Genomic DNA, 23710 nt, shown 5'->3' with positions numbered 1-23710 from the left:
GTGGCGGTATCGGCACGTGCCCGATACCGCCACCCCGGCGGCCCGGGGTGAACCGTGGTGAGCCGGTCCGGTGCGGTGTCGCGCCGGCCCGGCGCGGCGCGGGTGGTCACCCCGCTCGAACTCTTCTTCGACCTCGTCTACGTCTTCGCGATCGGGCAGCTCTCGCACCACCTGCTCGCCCACGTCGACCTGCGCACCGGCGCCGAGACGGTCGTCCTGGGCCTCGCTGTCGTCTACGCGTGGTACATGACGGCCTGGGGCACCAACTGGCTGGAGCCGGAGCGCCCGCCGGTGCGGCTGCTGCTCGTCGGCATGATGTTCGCCAGCCTGCTCATGTCCGGCGCGATCGCCGACGCGTTCGACGGCCGCGCCTGGCTGTTCGTCACCGGTTACCTGCTCCTGCAGTTCGGCCGCACCACCTTCCTGATGGTCGCCCTGCGCGGCCGGCCGCTCGGTGGGCACTTCGTCAACGTCGCGGTCTGGGAACTGCTCCTCGGCGTGCTCCTGGCGGCCGGCGCGGCCGTCGGTGGCGACGCGCGCCTGGCGCTCTGGGGCGTCGCCGTGCTCGGTCTGCACGTCGGCGCGTGGAGCCTGCACTGGCTGCCGGGTCCGGGCCGCCGCATCGACCTCGGCCACACCGAGATCGCCGGCCCGCACCTGATCGAGCGCTTCCGGCTCTTCTTCCTCATCGCCCTCGGCGAGACGGTGCTGACCACCGGCCGCGCGTTCAGCGACGCGCCGTTCACCGTCGCGCGCCTGCTCGCCCTGGTGGCCGGATTCACCGGCTCCGTCGCGCTGTGGTGGTGCTACTTCCGACGGGTCGAGCGGATCGGGGTCGAGGCCGCGGAGACCGCGGAGGACGCCGGCGTGGTCGGCTGGCGGGGCACCTGGACGCTGACCCTTGCCGTGCTCGCGCTGATCGGGGTCGCGGTCGGTGACGAACTGGCGATCGCCCACCCGGACGACGTCGGCACGCCCGGCTTCGTCGTGCTCGCGTTCGGCGGGCCGGCGCTGTTCCTGGTGGCCCAGTTCTTCTTCCTGCGCGACGCGCCCGGCAACGGTCCGCGCTCCCGGCTGCTCGGCGTGGTGGCGCTGATGCTCCTCGCGGTCGCCACCGCGCCGCTGCCGAGGCTCGCCGGCACCACCGCCTCGACGCTGGTCCTCGTCGCCGTGGCGGCCTCCGACTCGCTGGGCCGGCGTGACCCGGAGCGGAGCCACCTCGCCCGGTGACCCCGGCTCACGGCCCCGACGGCGGTCCCGGCGTGGCACGGAGGAGCCCGGCCAGGTCCCGCACCGCCTCGGCGTACGACCGTTCGGACTCGCACGGCCAGTGTCCCTTGATCGGCGGCGGGACGCTGTCCCCGGGTGGCGCGACCAGCCCGTCGGGGTCGCGGAGGCGACGGTCCACCCCGGCCGGCGCTTCGGTGACCGCCCCCGACGCGTCCGGACGGTGGGCCGCGAAGACCCAGCCGCCGACCGGGTCGGTGTCGCGCCACAGGTTGCGCCACCGCCAGTCGACCCGGTCCCCGATCTCCCGCAGCACCGCGTCGTCGACGTAGGCCGGGAAGAGCCGGGCGTAGAGCCGCCGCAGTGGCGAGCTGTAGGTGAGCAGCGCGACCCGGCCGCTGACCTCGGGCGGCAGTTGCAGGACCGTGGCGGCGACCAGCACCGACCCGTGGCTGTAGCCGGCCAGCAGGACGCCGTTGCCGCTCTCCACCAGGAAGGTGATGCGCCGGGCCAGCTCCGGCACCGCCCGTTCGGCGTAGCAGGGCGGGGCGAAGGGGTGCGCGGCCCGGGGCCAGAACGTGGCGAGGTCCCAGAGCACCCCGACGTGGTGCCGGAACCCGGCGCTGCGGTAGGCGAAGATCCCGGCGACGACGAGGCCGAGCACGGCCGCCGAGACGGCGTAGCCGCCGGCCCCGATGCCGAACGCGACCAGCCCGGCGGGCACGTGCGCGTGGCGTTCGAGGACCTCGCCCGGCGCCGGCCGCAGCAACGCCATCGCGGTGGTCGCCGCGCCGATCCCGGCGAGGACGGCGAAGAGCACCGTGAGCGGCACCAGCAGGTCGGTGAACCGGGCCCGGACGATCGCCGTGCGGACCTGCCGGAGCCGGGGCGCCGCCTCGGCCGGCGGCGACGGGAAGTCCCGGGCCACGATCGCCGCCGCGGCCCGCCGTCGTCCCGGCCGGGACAGCAGCGCCACCAGGACGGCGACGACCAGCGTGACCAGCAGTGCCCGGAAGAAGCCGTAGATCGCCCAGGTGTACGCCCGGGCCGGGCCGGCGATCACGGCGTCGCCCGTGGTCGCGTCCCGGTCCAGCACGTCGGCCGCCCGGTGGACCAGTTCGGCGGAGTACGCCACCGCGAGCCCGCCCGCCGCGGCCGCGACCGCCAGCACGCCCAGCCCGGCCGGCGGCCGGCGTCCCGGCCGGCGGAACCGGTGCCACAGCAGTACGGCGGCCAGGGCGGCCAGCAGCCCGGCGTGGCCGACGAACAGCCAGGTGAGGGTGGAGCCGTAGCCGGGCAGCCCGCCGTCGGGCCGCCAGCGGGCGGGCGCGAGCAGCAGGTGGGCGCCGACCACGAGGGTCAGGCCGATCGCGACCGTCCTGACCGCGCGGGCGACCGTGTCCCGCCGCGGGTCGGCGGGTGCCCGGTCGATCAGCGCGGGCGCGCAGACCAGGACCACGCAGGCGGTCAGGACGGCGCCGGCGGCCACCAGCAGCGCGACGGTCATGGCCGGCGCGCCCTGGGTGGCCCGGGCGGCGAGCAGGCTGACGTCCAGCGTCGCGAACGCCGCGGCGACGTGGATCGAGCGCAACCGCCCCATCAACGGCTCGGCGTCCCACTGGCCGACCGTGCTCAGCGGATGCCGTGAGGCGGCGCGTTCCGGCGCGCGGAGCGCGGTGAAGGAGCGCCCCGGCCGGGTGGCGCCCCACCAGAGCAGGCAGATCGCGGCGACCGGGGCGAGCGCGAGGACCACCAGGCGTACCTCGACCGGCCGTCCACCCAGCCAGGACAGCCAGTCGCGGTCGGACGTGCAGGCCGTCGCGGACATGCACTGCCAGGCGACCAGGTCCAGCGCCACCCCCACGACGGCCAGCACGTACAGCGCGGTGAGGCTCAGGCCGAACACCCGGCACAGCGGCCGGACCAGCGTGCCGGCGGACCGGTCGCCCGGCCGCATCCACACCGCCACGTTGAGCAGCATGAACGGGAGCAGGAACAGCAGCGACAGGGTCCGTGTCACGGTGCCCGAGGGCAGGTCGTTCCACTGGTACGCCTCCAGCGTCACCCCGTCCGCGCCGTGCTCGTCGGCGTGTCCCGGGCGGGGGCGGTAGAAGCCCGCGTTCCGGTCGCCGGCCACCTGCCGCACCAGGGGCCGCTCCAGCACCTGGGCGGCGCCGGCCGAGGAGACGCCGTGCACCCGCAGCTCCACCACCCCGCCGGGCACGACCGGCCGGCCCGGTGGTGCTGCTCCAGCCGACATCGACCCTCCGAGACGCCGCGCCGCCGGCACGGCCCGCCGGGCGCATCGGCCTACCCGCCCCGGTCGTCGACAAACGCCGCCGGCTGCCGTGTGCGGCCCCGGCCGGCCGGGTAAGCGCCCGACGCTTGCAGGTCGACATCTGTTCCGAAGGGAGCCCGCATGACCGGCGCCTCGCCCACGCGCGACGGCTTCGCCGTCGTGGAGATGTTCACCTCCCAGGGCTGCGACAGCTGCCCCCCGGCCGAGGAGGTGCTGTCCGGGATCGACCGGGACGCGCGCGAGCGGGGAGAGCGGGTGTACACGCTCGGCTTCCACGTCGACTACTGGGACCATCTCGGCTGGGCCGACCCCTACGGTGCGGCCGCGCACGCGCTGCGGCAGGAGGCGTACGCGCGGGCGTTCGGCTCCGGCGGCCTGTACACGCCGCAGATGATCGTCAACGGCACCGTCGAGTTCGTCGGCTCCGACCGCCGCCAGGCCGCCTCGGCGATCGACGCCGCCCTGGCCACGCCGCCCGGCACCCCGCTGACGCTCACCGTCGTCGAGGCGGGCGACCGGCGGGTGGTGCTCGACTACGGCACCGGAGCGCTGCCGGAACAGGCCCGGTTGAACGTGGCGCTGGTCGAGCGCGGCCTGGAGAACGACGTGCCCCGGGGCGAGAACGCCGGGCGGCGGCTGCGCCAGGACACGGTGGTCCGCGCGTTCCGCTCCGCCGAGCTGAACGGGGAGCGGGGACGGGTGGAACTCGACGTGTCGACGGCGCCCGACCCCCGTCGCGCCTCGGTGGTCGGCTACGTGCAGCAGGGCGACCGGGCGGTGGTCGGCGCGGCCGCGGTCGACCTCGGCGACGGGCGCCGGTGATGACCCGCGCCCCGATCGCGACCCGGCTGCCGCCGATCACGGTGCGCCGCTGGGTGAACTCCCCGCCGCTGACCCCCGAGGCGTTGCGCGGGCGGGTGGTCCTGGTCGACATCTGGGAGTACACCTGCGTCAACTGGATCCGCACCGCCCCGTACGTGCGGGCGTGGCACCGCGACTACCGGGACCTGGGGCTGACGGTCGTCGGCGCGCACGCGCCCGAGTTCGCGTTCGGCCGGCGGCCGGAGAACATCGACCGGGCGATCCGGGACCACGGACTGACCCACCCGATCGCGATCGACGACGACTTCACGTTCTGGCGTGCCCTGCGCAACGACGCCTGGCCGGCCCGGTACCTCTTCGACAGCGACGGCCGGCTCGTGGACCGGTGGGTCGGCGAGGGCGACTACGACCGGACCGAGGCGGAGATCCGACGGCTGGTCGAGGCGGCGTCGCCCGGCGCGGCGCTGCCCCCGGTCAGCCCCGAGGTGACGGCGTTCGTCACGACCACGCCACCGACGTACGCCGGCATCACCCCGGAGACCTATCTCGGCGCCGACCGGGGCGTACCGGGCACGTACGCGCTCACCGGCGACTGGCGGGTGGACGGCGAGTACGTCGAACTCGCCGCCGGCGCCGGCGAACTCGTCCTGCCCTTCACCGCCGGCGAGGTGAACCTGGTGGCCGACCCCGGTCCCGGCGGACCGGTCCCGCTTCAGGTGCTGCTGGACGGGAACCCGGTCGGCGACGCGCGCGGCGCAGACGTCGACCCGGCGGGCCGGGCCCACGTCGACCGGCCGGCGATGGTCCGCCTGGTCTCCGGCGCGACGTCGGGGGAGCACCGGCTGAGCCTGGTCACCGACCGCCCCGGCTTCCGCGCGTACGTGTTCACGATCGGACCCTGATCCCGACCGACGAGGAGAGCTCCGTGGCCGTCAAGACCATGACGCCGACCCGTACCACCACCGACATCCGACCGTTCCGGATCGAGGTGCCCGAGGAGGACCTGCGCGACCTGCGGCGGCGGATCGCCGCCACCCGCTGGCCCGAGCGGCAGACCGTCGACGACCAGTCGCAGGGCGTGCCGCTGGAGACCAGCCAGGCGCTGGCCCGCTACTGGGAGAAGGAGTACGACTGGCGCAGGGTCGAGGCCCGGCTGAACGACCTGCCGAACTTCGTCACCGAGATCGACGGGCTGGACATCCACTTCATCCACGTCCGGTCCCGGCACGAGGACGCGCTGCCGCTGGTCGTCACGCACGGGTGGCCGGGTTCGGTGATCGAGCAGCTGAAGGTCATCGGCCCACTGACCGACCCGACGTCGTACGGCGGCAGCGCGTCGGACGCGTTCCACCTGGTGATCCCGTCGATGCCCGGTTACGGCTTCTCCGGCAAGCCGGACAAGCCCGGCTGGGACCCGGAGCACATCGCCCGCGCCTGGACCGAATTGTTGCGGCGGCTGGGCTACCACCGGTTCGTGGCGCAGGGCGGCGACTGGGGCGCGCTGATCACCGACATGCTCGGCGTGCAGGCGCCACCGGAGCTGGCCGGCATCCACACGAACATGCCCTGCGTGGTGCCGCCGGAGATCGACGCGCTGATGCAGCGCGGCATCACCGGCGTCAACAACCCGCTGGCCGAGCTGCCGGCCGGGCTCTCCGCGGAGGAGAGGGCGGCCTGCGAGCGGCTCGACTTCTTCTGGAAGCACTCGGCGTACGCGCTGATCATGACCACCCGGCCGCAGACGCTGACCGCGCTAGCCGACTCGCCGGTCGGGCTGGCGACGTTCATGCTCGACCACGACGCGGCCAGCCTGGAGCTGATCTGCGCCGCCTTCGCCGGCCGGCAGGTCGGCCTGAGCCGCGACGACATCCTGGACAACGTCTCGCTCTACTGGCTGACCAACACCGGTGTGTCGTCGGCCCGGCTGTACGCGCAGAACAAGCTGTCGTTCTTCGCGGCCAAGGGGGTCCGGGTGCCGGCGGCGGTGAGCCAGTTCCCGGACGAGATCCTGCTGGCGCCGCGCAGCTGGGCGGAGCGGGCGTACCCGAACCTGATCCACTACCGCAAGCTGGACCGGGGCGGGCACTTCGCGGCCTGGGAGCAGCCGCAACTGTTCGCCGAGGAGATGCGCGCGGCCTTCCGGTCGCTGCGCTGAGCGACGAGGGCGGTGCGGCCGGGTGGCGTCACCCGGCCGCACCGCCGGTCAGACCTCGGTGAGGCGGACGGCGTCGGCGATGACGAGCCCGGAGGCGGAGCTCCAGCGGCTGACCGCGACCCGGTCGGCGTCACCGGCCGGGAGCGTGAACGTGCCCAGGGTGCGCCACTGCCCGCCGGTCGCCCGTTGGTCGACGTAGACGGTCCGGTTGCCGGTGGTGGTGGCGACGACGTACGGAGTCGAGGCGTTGTAGCCGGAGTTCGCCGGCCACCACGCCTCGACCCGGTAGTTGCCGGTGCGGGGAACGTTGAACTTGTACCAGGCGGCGTCGCTGGCGGCGACCGGGTCCGCGTAGCGGTAGTCGGCGCCGTACCGCTGCCCGGAGTAGGTCGACACCCCCCAGTTGGCGCTGGCGGTGAACCGGCCCGCGGTCGCGTTGTCCACGATCGACGACCACCCGCCGCCACCGCCGGCCATCTTCGCCGCCACGTCGGCGCGCATGGCGTTCAGGTCGATGAAGGACGGGTCGATCTTGCCGGTGGTGCTGGTCTCCCGATGCCCGCGGGCGTAGCTGGAGTCCCGGCCGAGCCGGGTGAGCACGGCGGCGGTGGCCGCGATGCTGGCGTCGTACTGGGCGGTGGTCATCCGCTGGTCGACGCCGTTGTAGTCGATCTCCCACCCGATCATCAGGGTGTTGCCGTCGCCGGCCGGGATCGGCCCGCTGCCGCCGCTGACGCCGGCGTGGTTGCACCGGCCGGCGGAGATCACGTGGAACACCCCGTGGTAGTCCACCAGGGCCTGGCAGAGCGGGCCGGGCAGGTCGGACCGGCCGTTGATGCAGATGTTGAGCGCCGGGTGCGGGTTGCTCGCGCTGGAGGTGGCCGCGGTGTGGTGCCAGAGCACCCCGATCGGGTCGAAGGAGCCGGGTCGCCCGCGGTTGAGCCAGTCGCCCTCGACCACGACCTGGACCCCGGCGGCCCGGAGCACGTCCACCAGCCAGGGGATGGTCGCCATCACTGCTCCCCGAGCAGGTCGGCCAGGCACTCGGCCTTCGGTGCGGCGACGGCGGCGCCGGGGCGGGCCACCACGGTCAGCGCGGCGGCCACCAGGGCCGGGACGCCGAGCAGGCCACGGCGTCGCAGACGGACGGATCGGGACGTGGGCATGGCGCTCCTTCGGGGACGGCGCTCGGCTTCCAACCGATCGACGGATGTGAGTGCGGGCACGCTATCCCGGATCGGTCCCGATGTCGATACCCTTCATCGCCGCCGTCGGTGATGAAAGGTTTTGCCGAGGAGTGCGCACGGACGCGCCGGAGCCGGTCCCGCCGCGTGGCGGGACCGGCCCAGGACAGCCGCTCAGTTCAGGTGCGCCAGCAGGGCGGTGGCCATGCCCTGTTCGCCGCGGGCGTTCGGGTGGAACGGCGCGGCCGCGTTCTGCGGGATGAGTCCCTCCACCCAGCGGGTGCCGCTGCCCTTGCACGCGTCCCGGCCGATCGACGGGGTGTAGACGTCGGCGTAGCTCGCGCCGTTCGCCGCCGCGGTGTCGGCCAGCATGGTGTTGAGCGCCTTCTCCACCCCGCGCAGGTACGGCACGTCCTGGTAGGCGATCGGCACCACCGGCCAGCAGCCGTACCCGCCGTCCGGCAGGATCGCCGGGTAGCCGAGCACCACGACCCGCGCGTTCGGCGCGGCCTGGCGGACCGCCCGTAGCACGGCCGTCACCTTCGGCACGGTGGCGGTGATCCGGGCCCGGAGCTGGTCGGTGCCGCCGGCGGTGAACCGGTCCTTGCACGGTGAGCCGAGCGGGCTGCTGACGCTCGCCTCGGCGCAGTCGCTGATGATCCCGGAGAAGCCGATGTCGTTGCCGCCGATCTGCACCGTCACCAGCGCGGTGGTCGAGGTGACGGCGTTGAGCTGCGGCGGCACGGTGATGCCGAGCTGCCCGTCGCCGCCGTAGAGGATGTCGTCGGTGGTGGCCCCGGAGCAGCTCACGTCCGCGAACGACGACGAGCCGGCGGACGCGGCGACCAGGGACGGGTAGTTGCGGTTGGACCGCAGGCAGTTCAGGTCGACCTGGGTGGGCACGAGCGGGGCGGCGGTGTACGAGTCGCCGAGCGCCACGTAGCGCCCGGTGGGCACCGCGGCGTTGGCGGGCGCGGCGACGGCGAGCAGCACACCGGCGGTGGCCGCGGCGAGCGCGGCCAGTCGTGCGGCCGTACGTCGTATCGGCAGGCGGGGACGGTTCATGGCGCCCTCCCGGAGCGGGATGGTGGGGGTGGTGGTTCCGGAAGTCTGGTCGCGTCCATGACGCTCGTCAATATAGATGAACCTCATTAAGGGGTGGTCGGGGATGTGGGGGCGCCCCGGGTCGGGGTCTCCGGCCGGGTCGCCGGCGACGCCGGCCACCGTGCCGCCGGCCGTGCGTCGAGACTGTCCGGCATGGAGTTTCTGTGTTTCCACCGTGATCGGCGCGACAGCGTCCCGTTGCGCGAGGCGTTGCGCGAGGAGCACTGGTCCTACATGGACCGGTTCGCGAGCGGAATGATCGCCCGCGGGCCGACCCTCGCCGACGACGGTGAGACGCCCACCGGCAGCCTGCACGTCGTCGACCTGCCCGACCCGGCCGCCGCCCGCGCGTTCGCCTTCGACGAGCCGAACTACCAGGCCGGCGTGTATCGCGACGTGTTGCTCCGACGCTGGCGCAACACGCTGGGGCGGAGCATGGGCGACTTCCCCGGTGGTCCGGTCGGCGGCAACCGCTACCTGGTCCTGGCCCTCGGCGTGGGGCGGGCGGTCGATCTCGCCGTGCCGCCGGACGCGGACCGGCTGATCGCGTACGGCCCGCTGCTGTCGGACGACGGCGACGCCTGGCTGGGCACCGCGATGCTGGTGCGGGCGTCGCATCCGGGGGCGGCGCGCGCCCTCCTGACTGAGCGGAGCTACCCCGACATCGAGGTGCACAACTGGCAGTTCGGCGGGCGGCGCTGAAGTCGTCCCCGCCGGGCGGGCCGCCCGCAATTCTTTGCGAAATGAAGCAAGTGGGCCCTCTGCCGCGTCGGCGGACCCCCGCGCCGACGGATCCGGTCCGCGCTCCGACGCGCCCGTTTCGGTCATCTGGCCAGGTGAAGACCGTCGCCGCGAGGCCGGCGAGACCCAACCGTTACTTGACTCAATACTTCGTTCGCCGTAGGAAGGAACTGTGACTGACGTGGTGACCCCACCGACGAGCCCGGTGAGCCGGGAGCGGTCGAAGGAGATCAAGCGCCGTAGCGTGATCTCCGCCGCCCGCCAGGCCCGGGTGCTGTCCCGGGCCGAGCTGACCGAGCTGACCGGGCTGAGCCCCGCCACGCTCACCCCGCTGGTCCGGGACCTGATCGCCGAGGGCTACCTGATCGAGCGCGGCCCCGGCGCGTCCCGGGCCGGCCGCCCCCGCGCCATCCTGGAGTTCAACCCGCGCGCCGAACTGGTCGCCGCGGTCGCCCTGGAACCGGCCCGGATCAGCTGCGAGATCGCCGACAGCGACGGCGCCGTGATCGCCCACCGCACGGTGCGCCGCACCGGCGACATCGTCGACCTGATCTGCACGGCCGTGCCCGAGCTGGCCGGCCCCGGCCTGCCGGCGCTGCGCGGGGTGGCCATCGCCGCGCCCGGCGTCTCGACCGGCGGCGCGGTCCGGCTCGCCCCCTCCGTCGGGCTGGTCGAGGCCCGCCCGGTGGGGGAGTCGGTCCAGCGGCGGCTCGGCGTGCCGGTCGTGGTGGACAACGACGTGAACCTGATGGCCGCCGGCGAGCACGCCGCCGGCGCCGGGGCCGACGTGGCCGACCTGCTCCTGCTGCACGTCGCCGACGGCATCGGCGCCGGTCTCGTGCTGGACGGGCAGGTCCGTCGGGGCTCCGGCGGCGCGGCCGGCGAGGTCGGCTTCCTGCCGCTCGACCGGGCCGACCGGGGGCACGACGGGGTCGGGCCGTTCGAGGCCCGCTGGTCGGAGAGCGCGGTCGCCGAGCGGGTGGTGGCGCTGGCCCCGGGGCGCCGGCCGGCCGCGCCGGTGCGGGCGCTGGTGGAGCTGGCCGCCGCCGACGAGCGCGCCGCCGCCTACCTGGCCGACCTGCTCGACGCCTGGGCTCGGCTCATCGTCTCCTGCGCCTGCGTGATCGACCCCGGCCGGGTGCTGCTCAGCGGCGCCGCGGCCGACCTCGACGACGCCGCCGTGGCGCGGCTGCAGGCACTGGTGTCCGCCGCCGCGCCCAGCCCCACCGAGGTCCGCCGCGCGGTGCTCGGTGACCGGGCGGTGCTCTACGGCGCGATCAGCTACGCGCTCTCGGCCGCCGCGTCCGGCCTGTCCGCCCTACTACCCGCTCCCTGATCGACCGTTCCCCCCTCACACCCCTCGGAGGTACCCCATGAGACGTCGACTCCTGCTCGCCGGAGCGCTCGCCACCGTCCTCGCCGCCGGCACCGCCTGCGGCGGCGGCTCCGGTGACTCCGGCGGCGGCGCGGCCGAGAAGCTCACCATCTACACGGCCCGCGACAAGAAGGTCACCACCTACGTCGTCGACAAGTTCACCGCCAAGTACCCCGAGTACAAGGGCAAGGTCGAGGTGCTCAACCTGGGCGCCCAGGAGATCCTGGAGCGGGTCCGCGCGGAGAAGGCCAACCCGCAGGCCGACGTCTGGTGGGGCGGCACGCAGCAGGGTCTGGCCGCCGGTGCGTCCGAGGACCTGCTGGCGGCGTGGCAGCCGTCGTTCGCCGGCAAGATGGACGCGGCGTACAAGGACCCGCAGGGCCGGTGGTTCGGCGAGATCCTGCTGCCCGAGGTCATCATGTACAACAACAAGGCGCTCACCCCGGAGCAGGCCCCGAAGGACTGGGACGACCTGCTGAAGCCGGAGTGGAAAGACAAGATCATCATCCGCGACGTGGCCGCCTCCGGCACCATGCGGTCGATCTACTCCGCGATGATCGTGCGGCAGTCGCCCGACGGCAGCAACCCGCAGCCGGGCTACGACTGGCTGAAGAAGCTCGACGCCAACACCGGCGCGTACGCGGCCAACCCGACCGACCTGTACCTCAAGCTGTCCCGCCAGCAGGGCACGCTGAGCGCCTGGAACCTGCAGGACATCCTGCTCCAGGCCAACCAGGCCAACATGCCCTTCGGTTACGTGATGCCGGCCTCCGGCGCGCCGGTCCTGGTCGACGGGCTGGCCCAGGTCAAGGGCGGCAACAGTGCGGGCGCGCAGAAGTTCCTCGAGTTCCTCTTCGACGACTCGCTCCGCGCCGAGCTGGCCAAGGACTACTACCAGATCCCGGCCGTGGACATCGCCGAGAAGCCGGAGTGGCTGGCCCAGCTCGACCTCAAGCCGCTGGACGTCGACTGGGACGTGATCGGCAAGAACGAGACCGAGTGGATCAACCACTGGAACAGCCAGATCAAGAACAAGGGCTGACCGGACGGGACGCCGGGTGCCCCGCGCACCCGGCGTTTCGCCGTCGCCGTTCCGCACCACCCACCCCGTCACCGGTCGGACCCGGTTACCGGACGCAAGGAGAGACATCATGATCGATGTCACGCTGGAGTCGGTGAGCAAGCGCTTCCCGCGTGCCGGCGACACCGCGGCGGTCGACGACGTCGACCTCCGCATCGGCGCGGGGGAGTTCTTCACCCTGCTCGGCCCGAGCGGCTGCGGCAAGACCACCACCCTGCGCATGGTCGCCGGCTTCTACTTCCCCAGCTCGGGCCGGATCCGCTTCGGCGCCGAGGACGTCACCAACCGGCCGCCGAACAAGCGCGACACCGGCATGGTGTTCCAGAACTACGCGCTCTTCCCGCACCTGAGCGTCGCCCAGAACGTGGCGTACGGCCTGAAGATCCGCAAGGTCGGCCGGGCCGAGTCCCGCCGGCGCATCGACGAGGCGCTCGGGCAGGTCCACCTCGCCGGGTACGGCGACCGGCGCATCGACCAGCTCTCCGGCGGCCAGCAGCAGCGCGTCGCGCTGGCCCGGGCCCTGGTGATCCGCCCCCGCACGCTGCTGCTCGACGAGCCGCTGTCCAACCTCGACGCCAAGCTGCGCGAGGAGACCCGGGTGGAGATCCGCCGGATCCAGAAGGAGAGCGGCACCACCGCCCTCTACGTCACCCACGACCAGGCCGAGGCGATGGCCATGTCCGACCGGATCGCGGTGATGGAGTCCGGCCGGGTCCGCCAGGTCGGCACGCCGCAGGAGATCTACCACCGGCCCGCCACCGCCTTCGTGGCCCGGTTCATCGGCCGCAGCAACGTGCTCGACCTGCCGGTGGTCACGGTCGGCCCGGAGCGCGTCACCGTGGCGCTCCCCGGCGGCTCGGAGGTCCCGGTCGCCGCGCCCGCCGACCACGGCCTCACCGCGGGCGCGACCGCACTGGTCAGCGTCCGGCCCGAGCACATCACGCTCACCTCCGCCACCGACGAGGGCGCGCTCACCGGCCGGGTGACCGAGCTGGAGTTCACCGGCATGGCCACCAACCTGCTCATCGACGTGGCCGGCGAACCGGTCCAGGTGGCCGCGATCGACGTGCCGGCCGGGCTGGGCGTGGGTGACCAGGTCGGGCTGCGCCTGCCGCCGGAGCGGATGTGGGTGGTGGGCGCGTGAGCACGAGGAGTGAGCCGGTTTTGCGAGCCCCGCAGTCGCGAACTGAGGTGACGCCGTGAGCACGAGGAGTGAGCCGGTTTTGCGAGCCCCGCAGTCGCGAACTGAGGTGACGCCGTGAGCACGATTCCCGCGACCCCGAGCGCGGCCACCGTCCCGCCGATCACCGAGGACCCCACCCCGCCGTCGGGCCGGCGGTCCCGCCGCCCCGGGCTCAACGCCAACTCGCGCTGGTTCCCGTACGTCCTGGTGTTCCCGCTGGCGCTGGTCCTGTTCGGCTACGTGGTCCAGCCGATGCTCGCGACCTTCGGCGAGAGCGTCGGGGTGGACGGGCCGGCGAACTGGGCCAGCTTCCTCACCGGCGACGGCGTGGCCCGCTCCGCGCTGGTCACGTCGCTGCTGATCTCGGCCGCGAGCGTACTGCTCTGCGGCGTCGTCGGCGTGGCCATGGCGTTCCTGCTCAAGCGGTTCTCGTTCCCCGGCCGCCGGATCATCGAGGCGATCATCCTGGTGCCGGCGGCGCTGCCGCCGCTGATCGGGGCGATCTCGTTCCAGCTGCTCTACAGCGAGACCGGCATCCTGCCGCGCGCGCTGCAACAGCTGTTCGGCACGGAGAACCCGGTGCTGCCGTTCAGCGGCATCGCCGGCGTGCTGGTGGTGCACACGTTCACCATGTACCCGTTCTTCTACCTCGCCACGTCCGCCGCGCTCGTCGGCATGGACCCGTCGGTCGAGGAGGCCGCCTACAACCTCGGCGCGGGCCGGGTCCGGGTGTGGCGGACGGTGCTGCTGCCGATGCTCACCCCGGCGCTGGTCTCCGCCTCGCTGCTGGTCTTCATGACCTCGCTGGCCTCGTACACCGCCCCGCTGTTGTTCGGCGTGGACCGGACCATGACCATGCAGATCTACATCAACCGCACCAACGGCGACCTGCCGATGGCCTCGACCTACGCGTCGGTGCTGGCCGTGGTGTCGGTGCTGTTCCTGCTCGGGATGCGCTGGTACGAGGGTCGGCGCAGCTACCGCTCCCAGTCCAAGGGGGTGGCCAGCCACCGCCGCGAGCTGACCAACCCGTTCGCCCGCTGGCTGGCGCTGCTCGCCTCGCTGCTCGCCGTGGTGGTGCTGCTCGCGCCGGTGGCGACCATCGCCCTGGTGGCGTTCTCCCGGGACGGGTCGTGGACCACCGAGGTGATCCCGTCCGGCTACACCACGCAGAACTTCGTCACCATCTTCTCCGACCCGGACGCGTACCGGCCGATCCTCAACTCGCTGCAGATGAGCCTGCTCGCCACCGTCGGCTGCGTCGTGGTCGGCGTGCTCATCGCGTACGCGGTGCGCCGGCTGGACTTCCGCGGGCGCGGCCTGCTGGACGTGGCGGTCATGCTCGCCTGGGCGCTGCCCGGCACGGTGGTCGCGATCAACCTGATCTCGGCGTTCAGCACCGGCAACGCGTTCAGCTTCGGCCAGGTGCTGATCGGCACCTTCTGGATCATGCCGCTGGCCTACTTCGTGCGGTTCCTGCCGCTGGTGTTCCGCTCCAGCTCGGCGACGCTGGCCCAGCTCGACCCGTCGCTGGAGGAGGCCGCCCGCAACCTCGGCGCGTCCTGGTGGCGCGCGTTCGGCACGGTCACCCTGCGGCTCATGCTGCCCGGCGTGCTGGCCGGCGCGCTGCTCGCGTTCGTCAACGGCGTCGGCGAGTTCGTCGCCTCGGTCCTGATCTACACCTCGGAGACCGCGCCGATCTCGGTGGAGATCAACAACCGGATGTACTCGTTCGAGGTCGGCACCGCCGCCGCGTACGGCATGCTCCAGGTCGTCTTGATCTTCGTGGTGATGGTGGTCTCCGGCCGGCTCCAGAACGGTGGCCGGGCGGCCCGGGAGGGGGTCAAGTGGACGGCGTGACCGCACGCTGGGCCGACGGCGGCGGGCTGCTGCCCGCCGCCGGCATCCCCGGCGGCGAACTGGCCGACGTGGTCGCGGCGGCGGACTTCGCGGTGCTGCCGGTCGGCGCGGTGGAGTGGCACGGACCGCACCTCCCGCTGGGCGCGGACCTCGTCCTCGCCGAGGGCTTCGCCTCCGAGAGCGCCGCGCCCGGGCCCGGCCCGCGCGGCGTGCTGTTCCCGCCGGTGGCCTACGCGGCCTGCCCCGGGCAGACCCGGCCCTGGCCGGGCACGGTGGCGATCCGGCCGGAGATCGCCGTGGGCTACCTCGCCGACGTGATCGAGGGCATCGTCGCCGCCGGATTCCCCCGGCTGCTGGTGGTCAACGGCCACGACGCCAACATGTCCACCGTCCGGGCCGCCATGGAGTGGGTCTCCGGCCGGCGCACCGCCAGCCTGCTGCTGGTCAACTGGTTCCAGCTGGTCACCCCGGCGGAGACCGCCGAACTCTACGGCGACGCGATCGCCCGCGGTCACGGCGGCGCGTACGAGACCTCGGGCGTGCTCGGCTTCGCGCCGGAGACGGTGCGCCTGGACGCCGTCGCCGACCTGCCGCCCCGGCCCAAGCTGCCGGTGGACCACCCGTACGTGCTGGTGGAGTCCCGGCCCGACCCGTGGCAGGGCTGGTCCGGGCACGTCTCGCTGGCCACCGAGGAGGCCGGGCGGACGGTCCGCGCCACCGCCGGCGCGCGGCTGCGCGAGATCGTGGCCGCCTGGGTGGCCGCCCCGCCACCGGCCCCGCCCACCGCCGACCCGCTGCCGCAACCGCCCACCGCCGACCCGCTGCCCGAGGAGGACGCGTGACCGTCGACCGGGGACTGGACGTCGTCGACTTCCACCTGCACTTCCGCATCGGCGCCGACGAGACGGTGCACGCCTGCGAGGAGGCCGCCGGGATGCACCCGGGCGGTGAGCGCGAACGGGCCGTGCGGGCCGCCGGGTCCGCGCCGTACGCCCGGGGGTGGCGTCGGGCCTGGGGCTTCCCGGACCCCGAGCCGCCGGCCGAGCGCTGGCAGGACGAGGCGGACCGGTGGGCCGAGGAGCTGCGCGCCGCGCGGGTACGGCGGGCCGTGTTCGTCACCGGCGGCGGCAACGACGCGGTCGCCGACGTGGTCGACCGGCATCCGGACCTGCTGCTCGGCTTCGCCCACCACGACCCGTACGGACCGGACGCCGCGGCCGAGCTGGAGCGCGCGGTCACCGAGCGGGGCCTGCGCGGGCTGAAGCTGTTCGCCCCGCTGCTGCGGGGCCCGCTCGACCACACCGACCTGGACCCGCTCTGGGGCACCGCCCAGCGCCTCGGCGTGCCCGTCCTGATCCACATCGGGCACTACGGCAGCGCCGGCGGGCTCAGCGTCGGCCGCCACGGCGGACCGGACGAGTTGGCCCGGATGGCCCGCCGCTTCCCCGAGCTGGCCGTGGTGGTGCCGCACTTCGGCGTGCAGCACGTGCAGGAGCTGTTCTTCACCGCGTGGGGCTGCCCGAACGTCCACATCGACACGTCCGGCTCGAACCAGTGGGTGCGCTGGATGCCGTACCGGCTCACGCTGGAGGACCTGTTCCGCCGCTGCTACGAGACGATCGGGCCGGACCGCATCGTCTTCGGCAGCGACTCGTCCTGGTTCCCCCGCGGCTACGTCACCCGCTACCTCGACGACCAGCTCCGGATCTGCCACGAGATGGGCATGCCCGAGGAGCACCTGCGCGCGATCTTCGCCGGGAACGCCGAGCGACTGCTCGGCCTGACCGCGGACCGGAAGGAAACCCGATGAGCACGCTGACCACCTACCAGCGCAACCACCTGGCGCCGACCTACGACCACCACGTCGGGCGCCTCTACCCGGCGATGGTGCGGGCCAGCCAGGCGCACGTGGTGATGCTGACCGAGCAGGGGCTGATCCCGGCCGACCGGGGCGCCCGGCTGCTGCGCGGGCTGGCCGAGCTGCGCGCCGACACCAGCGCGCCACCGGCGTACGACGGCGGCTTCGAGGACACCTACTACCTGCTGGAGAAGCGGCTCGCCGAGGCGTGCGGCATCCCCACCTCCGAGCTGGACGTGCAGCTGGCCCGCAGCCGCAACGACCTGGACGCCGGAGTGTTCCGGATGCTGCTGCGCGACCAGCTCGTCGAGGTGCTCCAGCGGGTGGTCGACACCGGCCGTACCGCGCTCGACCGGGCCGACCGGTACGCCGACGTGGTCATCACCGGCTACACCCACCGCCGGCCGGCGCAGCCCACCACGATCGGGCACGCCGTGGCCGGCTACGCCGAGGCGCTGACCCAGCAGGCGGCCACCTACGCCGACGTGATCGACCAGCTCAACGTCTCCCCGTTGGGCTCCTGCGCCTTCGCCGGCACCGACCTGGACATCGCCCCGGCCCGGGTGGCCGAGCTGCTCGGCTTCGCCGGCCTGGTCACCAACTCGTACGAGGCGGTGGCCGGCGCCGACCACCTGGTCCGGGTCGGCACGCTCAACGCGCGGGCCCTGGCCACCGGCGCGCGGCTGGCCCGCACGCTGATGGACTGGCTGAGCTGGAACTGGGTCACCACCCCCGGCGACTTCACCCAGGGCAGCAGCATCATGCCGCAGAAGCGCAACCCGGTCGTGCTGGAGCACCTGGTCTCGTACGCCGGACAGGCCGCGGCGGACGCCGCCTCGGTGCTCAACAACGTGGGCGCCGCCTGGTGGGAGGACTCCAACAACGCCACCACCGACGTGCAGGTGCGGCTCTGGGAGAGCAACGACCGGGCCGAGCGCTTCTTCGCCCTGATCGGTGGCTTCCTGGCCGAGATCGCGCCGCTCAACCCGCCCAGCCGGGAGGAGATCGTCGCCTCCGGCGCCACCACCACCGCCGCCGCGGACGCGCTGACCCGCCACGGCGTACCGTTCCGGGCCGCCCACTCGGTGGTCGGCCGGCTGGTCCGCGCCGGCGGGCCGGACACCTGGACGCCCGAGGGCGTGCGGGCCGCCGCCGCCCCGATCGCCGGCGCGCTGGACGACGCGGCCGTGGCCGACCTGATCGCCGCCGCCGTCCGTCCGGAGCTGGTGCTGCGGCGGGCGCAGGCGGACGGGCCGGGCGCCGCGGCGGTCCGCGCCCAGGTGGGCGCGCTGCGCGCCGCCCTCGACCCGGTGGCGGAGCGGCTGGGCGCGGTGCGGAACCTGCTGCGCGCGGCGGACGAGGCGCTGGACGCCGTGGCCGCCGAACTGGGGGCGCGGTGAGCGTGCGACTGTCCGACCCGCCCGCCGCCGGCGCCCGGAGGACCGGGCTGCTGCTCGGCATCGACTTCGGCGGCACCAAGATGGCCGTCGGGGTCTCCGACGCCGACGGTCGGCTGCTGGCCCACCGCCGGGTGCCCACCCTGGCCGAACAGGGCGCCCCGCAGGCGCTGGCCCGGGCGCTGGACCTCGCCGGCGACCTGGTCGGTGAGGTCGGCGGCCCGGTCGCCGCGGCCGGGGTCGCCTCGCCCGGCGTGGTCCGCCCGGACGGCATCGACCTGGCGCCCAACGTGCCCGGCTGGGAACGGCTCCGCCTCGCCGACGCGGTCCGCGACGCGCTGGACGTGTCCCGGGTCGCGGTCGACAACGACCTGAACGCCGCCGCCCTGGCCGAGCTGCGGCTGGGCGCCCTGCGCGGGGTCGACCCCGGCCTCGTGGTGGGAATCGGCACCGGGATCGCGGCGGCCGTGACCGTCGGCGGCGCGGTGCTGTCCGGGCACCGCGGCGCGGCCGGCGAGATCGGGTACGCGGTGGCCGGCGGTCCCTGGCCGGGAACCATGCTGGAGCGGGACTTCTCCGGGCTGGCGCTGGACCGGCTCGCCGCCGACCTCGACCTGCCGGGCGGGGCCGCCGGGCTGGCCGCCGAGGCCGAGCGGCCCGGCCCGGCCCGCGACGCGCTGGCCGCCCGGGTGGACGAGGCGGCCCGGGCGCTGGCGACCTGCTGCCTGCTCCTGGACCCCCAGCGGCTCGTGCTGGTGGGCGGCGTGACCCGCAGCGACCTGATCCGGCGGATGCTGGTCGACCGGTTGACCGAGGCGCTGCCGCACCCGCCCGACGTGGTGCGCTCCCGCTTCGCCGACGACGCCGCGTTGTTCGGCGCGCTCACCCTGGCCCGGGAGGCCGTGCCGGCGGTGCGCTGAGGGACGCTCCGGGCGGCGGCGCGGCTGTCGTCTGCGTCACATTTTCCGGCGTCCCGGGAAGTGGACGCGGGTGCGCCGTCGAGCAGCCGATCCCTTGTCCCGCAACAACTGCGCGCCCGGCTCGGCCGGGTCGCCAGCCGGTCGTCGGGGGTCGCGCCGGCACACACCGGAACGGCCCCGACACCGGTGGTGAAGAACGATCAGACTTCGGCGATCTGCGAATTTGCGGCCGTCATTACGCTGCGGGTGGTTGATCGCCGGAACCACGGACGACAGGTGGAAGAACCTCAGATGAGTGACAATCACCCTCCCTACGGAGGCTATCCGGACCCGAACGCCGGAGCGTGGGGCAACCAGCCCGACCCGAACGCCCCGTACGGCGCGCAGCCGGGCTCCGGCGCGCCCTACGGCGCCCAGCCGGCGTCCGGCGCCCCCTACGGCGCCCAGCCGGCGTCCGGCGCCCCCTACGGGACCCCGCCGGGCTCCGGCGCGCCGTACGGCGCCCAGCCCGCGGCGCCGTACCCGGGTCAGCCCGCCGCGCCGGGCGGCTATCCCGGACAGCCCGCGCCGTTCGCGCCGGTCCCGCCGAAGCGCGGGATGACGAAGGGCCTGATCGTGGGCCTCGTCGCCGGCGCGGTCACGCTGACGCTGCTCTGCTGCGGCGGTGGGCTCGCCTACGTCGCCTTCGGCGGGGACGAGGACGACCCGAAGCCGGTCGCGTCCGGGAGCGCGACCCCCGGGCCGGGCACGCCGACCGCCGCCCCCAGCGAGTCCGGGCCGGCGTCGACCGGGCCGGACGAGCCGTCCAACAACGACGCGCTGACCGCCCGGTACTCCAGCGAGATGTCCGCGGTCTGCGAGGGCGGCGCGATCCTCAACGCCGCCGCGTACACCGGGCCGTCGAGCGCGAAGGCGTTCGTCTTCTCCAACGCCCCGGACCGGCCCACGTTCTGGTCGCAGAAGTCGTTCAGCTCGGACAAGAGCTACTACACCAAGTCGGCGGACTTCGCGACCGCGTCGGTGATCGGCTGCCTGAAGGTGGTCGAGGGCAGCGAGGGCACGCCGAAGAAGTGCCAGTACAAGAACACCGACGGCAAGGTCGTCACGGTCAACTACATCTCGTCGCGGTACACGCTGACCTTCCACGCGGCCAAGACCGGTGAGAAGATCGGCGACGGCGGCACCGTGACCGCGCCGGCCAGCCGCTGCCCGAGCTTCATCTCCTACAACAAGGTGACGTTGAAGTCGTACGCCGCGCCGGACAGCGGCACCATCGAGGCCGCGCTCGACCGCTTCCTCAAGTAACGCGTCACGCGCACGCCACGGCCCGGAACGTCGACCCGACGCTCCGGGCCGTTCGCGTCGCCGGCTCAGGCGGTGACGTCGACCGGGCCGTCCCGCTCCGCGCGGGCGCCGCCGGGGGGCCCGACCGGCGGCTCGGCACGCGGCCGGGGTGGGCGGGGGAACGGGGCGCAGACGACCAGCACCCCGAGGCCGAGAGCGACGAAGAAGCCGCCGAGCGGCACCACGTCGCCGAGCAGGCCGGCCGCCGCCGCGCCCAGGACGGTCGCCACGCCGACGCCCAGCCGCAGCACGCTGCTCGTCCGGCCCAGTTCGTCGCGGGCCACCACCCGCTGCCGGTGGGTGGCGGCCAGCACCGCGGTCCAGACCGCGGCGGCGAGGTTCACCGCGAGCAGGCCACCGATCACCGGCACGCCGGCGCCCAGCGGGAGCGACGCGAAGGACAGACCGAAGGCGATGTTCGCCGCCCAGGTGCTCCGCCACAACGGCACGCGGTCGCCGTACCGCGACACCGACCAGCCGCCGAGCACCCCGCCGACCGCGCCGACCGCGAGCACGTATCCGTAGTGGCTGACCGGAAGCCCTCGTTCGGTGACCACGAAGACCGCCAGCACGGAGAGCACCGCCGCCGCGGCGAAGGCCCGCGCCACCGCGAAGGCGAAGAGCCCGCGCAGGACCGGGTCGGAGAAGGTCGTCCGGAAGCCGGCGGCGAGCAGCGTCACCGCGCCGGCCGGTCCGGCCCGGCCGACCGGCGCCCCGCCCGGGGGCCGCCTCGGGGTGGGCACCCGCCCGTTGCAGACCGCCGCCGCCACGAACGAGACGGCGTCGACGAGGAAGGGCAGGACCGGTGCGAGCCCGAACAGGAAGGCGCCGGCGCCGGGTCCGGCGAGACTGTTGGCCGTGGTGGTGACCGACGCGACGCGGCCGTTGACCACGCCCAGGTCGGACCGGTCGAGCGCGTCGGCGAGGAACACCTGGACCGCGCTGAAGTAGACGACCTCGGCCGTCGCGAGGACGAAGATCAGCAGGTAGACCCACCACACCGTGACCGCGCCGAGGACGAGGGCCACGGTGAACACGGTCGCGGCGGCGGCCCGGACGAGGTCGACCAGGACCACGACGCGCTTGGCCGGGTAACGGTCGGAGAGCAGGCCGCCGAAGAGCACGAAGAGCACGCCGGGAACGCTGTTGACCACGTACGCCGTCGACAGGGTGTCGGTTCCCGCCCCCACCGCCAGCAGCAGCAGCGGCAGCGCGGTGTAGCGGAAGCCGTCGCCCAGCGCGGAGAAGCTGGTGGCGGCGAGGATCAACCGACCGGCGCGGCCACCGCCGCGGGGCACGGCCGTCACCGCCGGCGGACGACGATCGCGGGTCCGGCCGGCGCGACGTGGTCGCGGACCAGGGCCCGGATCGTCTCCGGTGGGCTGTCCCGCAGTGCCGTGGGTGTGTCCACGGCGGCATCGACGGCGAGCAGGCCGGCGCGCGCGTCGTACTGCGCGAGCGTCTTCGGCTCGTCCAGGTACCCGCCCAGGTAACCGGCGCCGGCGGCGGCCAGGCTCGCCGCGTCGACGTCGTGCCGCAGCACGTCGAAGGAGCTTTCCAGCAGCCGGCACACGTCCGCGGCGACCTCGCCCCGGCACTCGGTGACCGCGACCACGACGGCCCGGTCGGCGAGGAACTCCTGGCGGTACTCGATCGACCGGATGGCGTGCCGGCGCTTGAGCTCCCGCTGGATCGCGACGGTCAGCCCCCGGTCGAGCGCGCCGTTGAGGCAGTGGCCCGCGGCGGCGTGCGGGGACCGCCGCCCCGGCACCTCCCGGGCGCAGCACACCACCACCCGGTCGGCATCGGGGACGTCCCGCGGCACGGGGGACGAGGTGAACGACGTCCAGGGCAGGTCGGGGAGCGAGACCGCGTCCCCCGGCTTCGGCTCCGTGTACCGGCCGGAGCCCCGCCACGGGTCCCGGGGCCCGACCGCGCTCAGGTGTGCGCCGAGCCCGACCGCCGCCCGTTGCCAGTCGAGCAGCTGGTCGACGCCGAGCCCGGCGAGGTCCTCGACCGGGCCGGAGAGCGGTCGGGCGGCCCAGCTTCCCGGCGCGTACCTGCCGAACACCAGGGGCCAGAGCCGGGGCATCAGCTCGAAGCGCCGTTCCGCCAGCTCCTCCCGGATCACCGGCAGCTCCTCGGCGACCAGACGGGCGGTCAGCCGGAAGTCGAGCCACCACCGCTCGAGCAGGGCGACGATGCCCGGCGCTGCCTCGGGCGCGCAGACGACGTCGACCTGCATGGTCTCCCGCGAGGTGAACATGCCCAGCCGGGCCCCGCGCAGCGGCGAGTCCGGCGGCTCGGTCTCGACCCGCCGGAACAGCAGGTGCTCCAGCAGGTGGCTGGTGCCGGTGGGCGCGCCCACCAGCTGTTCGAGCGCCGGCCCGCCCACCGTGGCCAGGCAGAGGTAGGTGTTGGCCAGCGGGCGTTCGAGCCAGCGGTGCGTGATGGTCGGCCGCATCGGGTCCTCCGGTGTGTGCGGGGTGGTCGCGCGGCCCGCCTCAACGGCCCAGCGCGATGAGGTACAGCGGCAGTTGGTCCGCTCCGCGCAGACCGAGGGTCTCGGCGAGTCCCTCGTCGTCGAAGGCGCCGACCGGCAACGCGCGCAGGCCGGCCCGGGCGGCCGCGTCGAGCAGGCACTGCGCCAGGTGCCCGGCCTCCAGCAGCAGGTAGCGGTAGCCGCGCAGGCCGTAGCGCTCCTGGTAGCGGGGCTGGCGGCCGGTCAGCACCACCCAGTTCGGCTCGCCGGCCACCTGGGCGAAGGCGTGTTCCCGCACCGCACCGGCGTCGACCACGCCGACCGTGGGCTGCTCGTCGCCGGCACAGGCCAGCACCGCACCGGCGTGCGACTGCACGAGGTGACCACGCACCGCGTACAGCCCGCCGGCCGAGGGATAGGCCCGGCGGCCGTCGCGGTCCCGGCCGAACACCTCCCCGGTCACCTGACGGGCCGCGGCGTCGACGTCCGGTCCGGCCGGGCCGAAGCGGCGCGCCGACGCGGGTCGCGCCACCGCCGGACGTCGGCCGGGCTGCTGTCGGGGCACCCGCAGCGTGGCCACCGGCGGTCCCTCCGGTGGCAGCCCGGTGAGGGCGTGGAACACCAGGGCCGCCGACGGTCGGTCGGTGACCCTACGGTCCTGATCTCGGTCTCGCACCG

The 23710-nt window shown here is 74.2% G+C and carries 21 protein-coding genes; 14 read left to right on the top strand and 7 right to left on the bottom strand.

The features are described 5' to 3' along the window. Positions 1-57 precede the first annotated feature (57 nt). Positions 58-1230, top strand: coding sequence for a low temperature requirement protein A (locus ACN27B_RS28020; protein WP_422742127.1), 1173 nt, complete (start codon positions 58-60; stop codon positions 1228-1230). A 7-nt stretch (positions 1231-1237) separates the two neighbouring features. Here ACN27B_RS28020 and ACN27B_RS28015 read toward each other — a convergent pair whose 3' ends face one another. After that, positions 1238-3487 carry a hypothetical protein gene (locus tag ACN27B_RS28015; RefSeq protein WP_422742124.1) on the bottom strand — a complete coding sequence of 750 codons (2250 nt, stop codon included), beginning with the start codon at positions 3485-3487 and terminating at the stop codon, positions 1238-1240. 159 nt (positions 3488-3646) lie between these two features. On the opposite strand from ACN27B_RS28015, the gene ACN27B_RS28010 reads away from it, so the two are divergent. Genes ACN27B_RS28010 through ACN27B_RS28000 form a run of 3 tightly spaced genes read left to right on the top strand, consistent with a single transcriptional unit; the run spans position 3647 to position 6503 of the window. After that, complete coding sequence (locus tag ACN27B_RS28010; protein ID WP_422742121.1) at positions 3647-4348, top strand: DUF1223 domain-containing protein; 702 nt, start codon at positions 3647-3649, stop codon at positions 4346-4348. Continuing rightward, entirely contained in the window at positions 4348-5250 is a 903-nt protein-coding gene (locus tag ACN27B_RS28005; protein WP_422742118.1) for a redoxin, read from the top strand. Before ACN27B_RS28010 ends, ACN27B_RS28005 begins: the two co-directional genes overlap by 1 nt. Before the next feature lie 23 nt (positions 5251-5273). Then, positions 5274-6503, top strand: coding sequence for an epoxide hydrolase family protein (locus ACN27B_RS28000; RefSeq protein WP_422742115.1), 1230 nt, complete (start codon positions 5274-5276; stop codon positions 6501-6503). A 48-nt stretch (positions 6504-6551) separates the two neighbouring features. Here ACN27B_RS28000 and ACN27B_RS27995 read toward each other — a convergent pair whose 3' ends face one another. From ACN27B_RS27995 to ACN27B_RS27985, 3 genes are all read right to left on the bottom strand, one after another. Beyond that, positions 6552-7517, bottom strand: coding sequence for an N-acetylmuramoyl-L-alanine amidase (locus tag ACN27B_RS27995; RefSeq protein ID WP_422742113.1), 966 nt, complete (start codon positions 7515-7517; stop codon positions 6552-6554). Further along, positions 7517-7669: a hypothetical protein gene (locus tag ACN27B_RS27990; RefSeq protein ID WP_172967774.1), complete on the bottom strand. Its 153-nt coding sequence runs from the start codon at positions 7667-7669 to the stop codon at positions 7517-7519. The genes ACN27B_RS27995 and ACN27B_RS27990 overlap by 1 nt, the downstream gene beginning before the upstream one ends. Before the next feature lie 192 nt (positions 7670-7861). Further along, a complete protein-coding gene (locus ACN27B_RS27985) occupies positions 7862-8752 on the bottom strand; it encodes an SGNH/GDSL hydrolase family protein (protein ID WP_422742110.1) in 891 nt (296 codons plus the stop codon). Between the two features lie 192 nt (positions 8753-8944). Here ACN27B_RS27985 and ACN27B_RS27980 point away from each other — a divergent pair, with 192 nt between their 5' ends. The 10 genes from ACN27B_RS27980 to ACN27B_RS27935 all read left to right on the top strand — a co-directional run bounded on the left by ACN27B_RS27980 (position 8945) and on the right by ACN27B_RS27935 (position 20511). Beyond that, positions 8945-9493, top strand: coding sequence for a YciI family protein (locus ACN27B_RS27980; protein WP_099164528.1), 549 nt, complete (start codon positions 8945-8947; stop codon positions 9491-9493). A 211-nt stretch (positions 9494-9704) separates the two neighbouring features. Beyond that, positions 9705-10868 carry an ROK family protein gene (locus ACN27B_RS27975; RefSeq protein WP_099160547.1) on the top strand — a complete coding sequence of 388 codons (1164 nt, stop codon included), beginning with the start codon at positions 9705-9707 and terminating at the stop codon, positions 10866-10868. 37 nt (positions 10869-10905) lie between these two features. Next, the gene (locus ACN27B_RS27970; protein WP_422742107.1) at positions 10906-11949 is read left to right on the top strand and encodes an extracellular solute-binding protein; all 1044 of its coding nucleotides are present in this window, start codon (positions 10906-10908) and stop codon (positions 11947-11949) included. A 109-nt stretch (positions 11950-12058) separates the two neighbouring features. Further along, the gene (locus ACN27B_RS27965; RefSeq protein ID WP_422742104.1) at positions 12059-13132 is read left to right on the top strand and encodes an ABC transporter ATP-binding protein; all 1074 of its coding nucleotides are present in this window, start codon (positions 12059-12061) and stop codon (positions 13130-13132) included. A gap of 114 nt (positions 13133-13246) precedes the next feature. Next, positions 13247-15031, top strand: coding sequence for an ABC transporter permease (locus ACN27B_RS27960; RefSeq protein ID WP_091573934.1), 1785 nt, complete (start codon positions 13247-13249; stop codon positions 15029-15031). After that, on the top strand, positions 15028-15873 hold the full coding sequence (locus tag ACN27B_RS27955) for a creatininase family protein (RefSeq protein WP_253866335.1): 846 nt from the start codon (positions 15028-15030) through the stop codon (positions 15871-15873). Before ACN27B_RS27960 ends, ACN27B_RS27955 begins: the two co-directional genes overlap by 4 nt. Next, positions 15870-16841, top strand: a complete 972-nt coding sequence (locus ACN27B_RS27950; RefSeq protein ID WP_422742100.1) for an amidohydrolase family protein — start codon at positions 15870-15872, stop codon at positions 16839-16841. The genes ACN27B_RS27955 and ACN27B_RS27950 overlap by 4 nt, the downstream gene beginning before the upstream one ends. Beyond that, on the top strand, positions 16838-18289 hold the full coding sequence (locus tag ACN27B_RS27945) for a lyase family protein (RefSeq protein ID WP_422742098.1): 1452 nt from the start codon (positions 16838-16840) through the stop codon (positions 18287-18289). Before ACN27B_RS27950 ends, ACN27B_RS27945 begins: the two co-directional genes overlap by 4 nt. Next, positions 18286-19206: an ROK family protein gene (locus ACN27B_RS27940; RefSeq protein WP_422742095.1), complete on the top strand. Its 921-nt coding sequence runs from the start codon at positions 18286-18288 to the stop codon at positions 19204-19206. The genes ACN27B_RS27945 and ACN27B_RS27940 overlap by 4 nt, the downstream gene beginning before the upstream one ends. Before the next feature lie 291 nt (positions 19207-19497). After that, entirely contained in the window at positions 19498-20511 is a 1014-nt protein-coding gene (locus tag ACN27B_RS27935) for a hypothetical protein (RefSeq protein WP_091573937.1), read from the top strand. A 65-nt stretch (positions 20512-20576) separates the two neighbouring features. Here the strand turns inward: ACN27B_RS27935 and ACN27B_RS27930 are convergent, their stop codons facing one another. Genes ACN27B_RS27930 through ACN27B_RS27920 form a run of 3 tightly spaced genes read right to left on the bottom strand, consistent with a single transcriptional unit; the run spans position 20577 to position 23708 of the window. Continuing rightward, a complete protein-coding gene (locus ACN27B_RS27930; RefSeq protein ID WP_422742091.1) occupies positions 20577-21848 on the bottom strand; it encodes an MFS transporter in 1272 nt (423 codons plus the stop codon). Between the two features lie 5 nt (positions 21849-21853). Beyond that, a complete protein-coding gene (locus ACN27B_RS27925) occupies positions 21854-23014 on the bottom strand; it encodes an insulinase family protein (protein ID WP_157779037.1) in 1161 nt (386 codons plus the stop codon). A 40-nt stretch (positions 23015-23054) separates the two neighbouring features. Continuing rightward, entirely contained in the window at positions 23055-23708 is a 654-nt protein-coding gene (locus ACN27B_RS27920) for a nitroreductase family protein (protein ID WP_422742088.1), read from the bottom strand. Positions 23709-23710 lie beyond the last annotated feature (2 nt).

Source organism: Micromonospora sp. WMMD754 (assembly GCF_049315235.1).
Taxonomy (GTDB): Bacteria; Actinomycetota; Actinomycetes; order Mycobacteriales; family Micromonosporaceae; genus Micromonospora; species Micromonospora sediminicola.
Note: the sequence above shows the minus strand (reverse complement) of the source record. Positions and strands in the feature narration are given on the sequence as shown.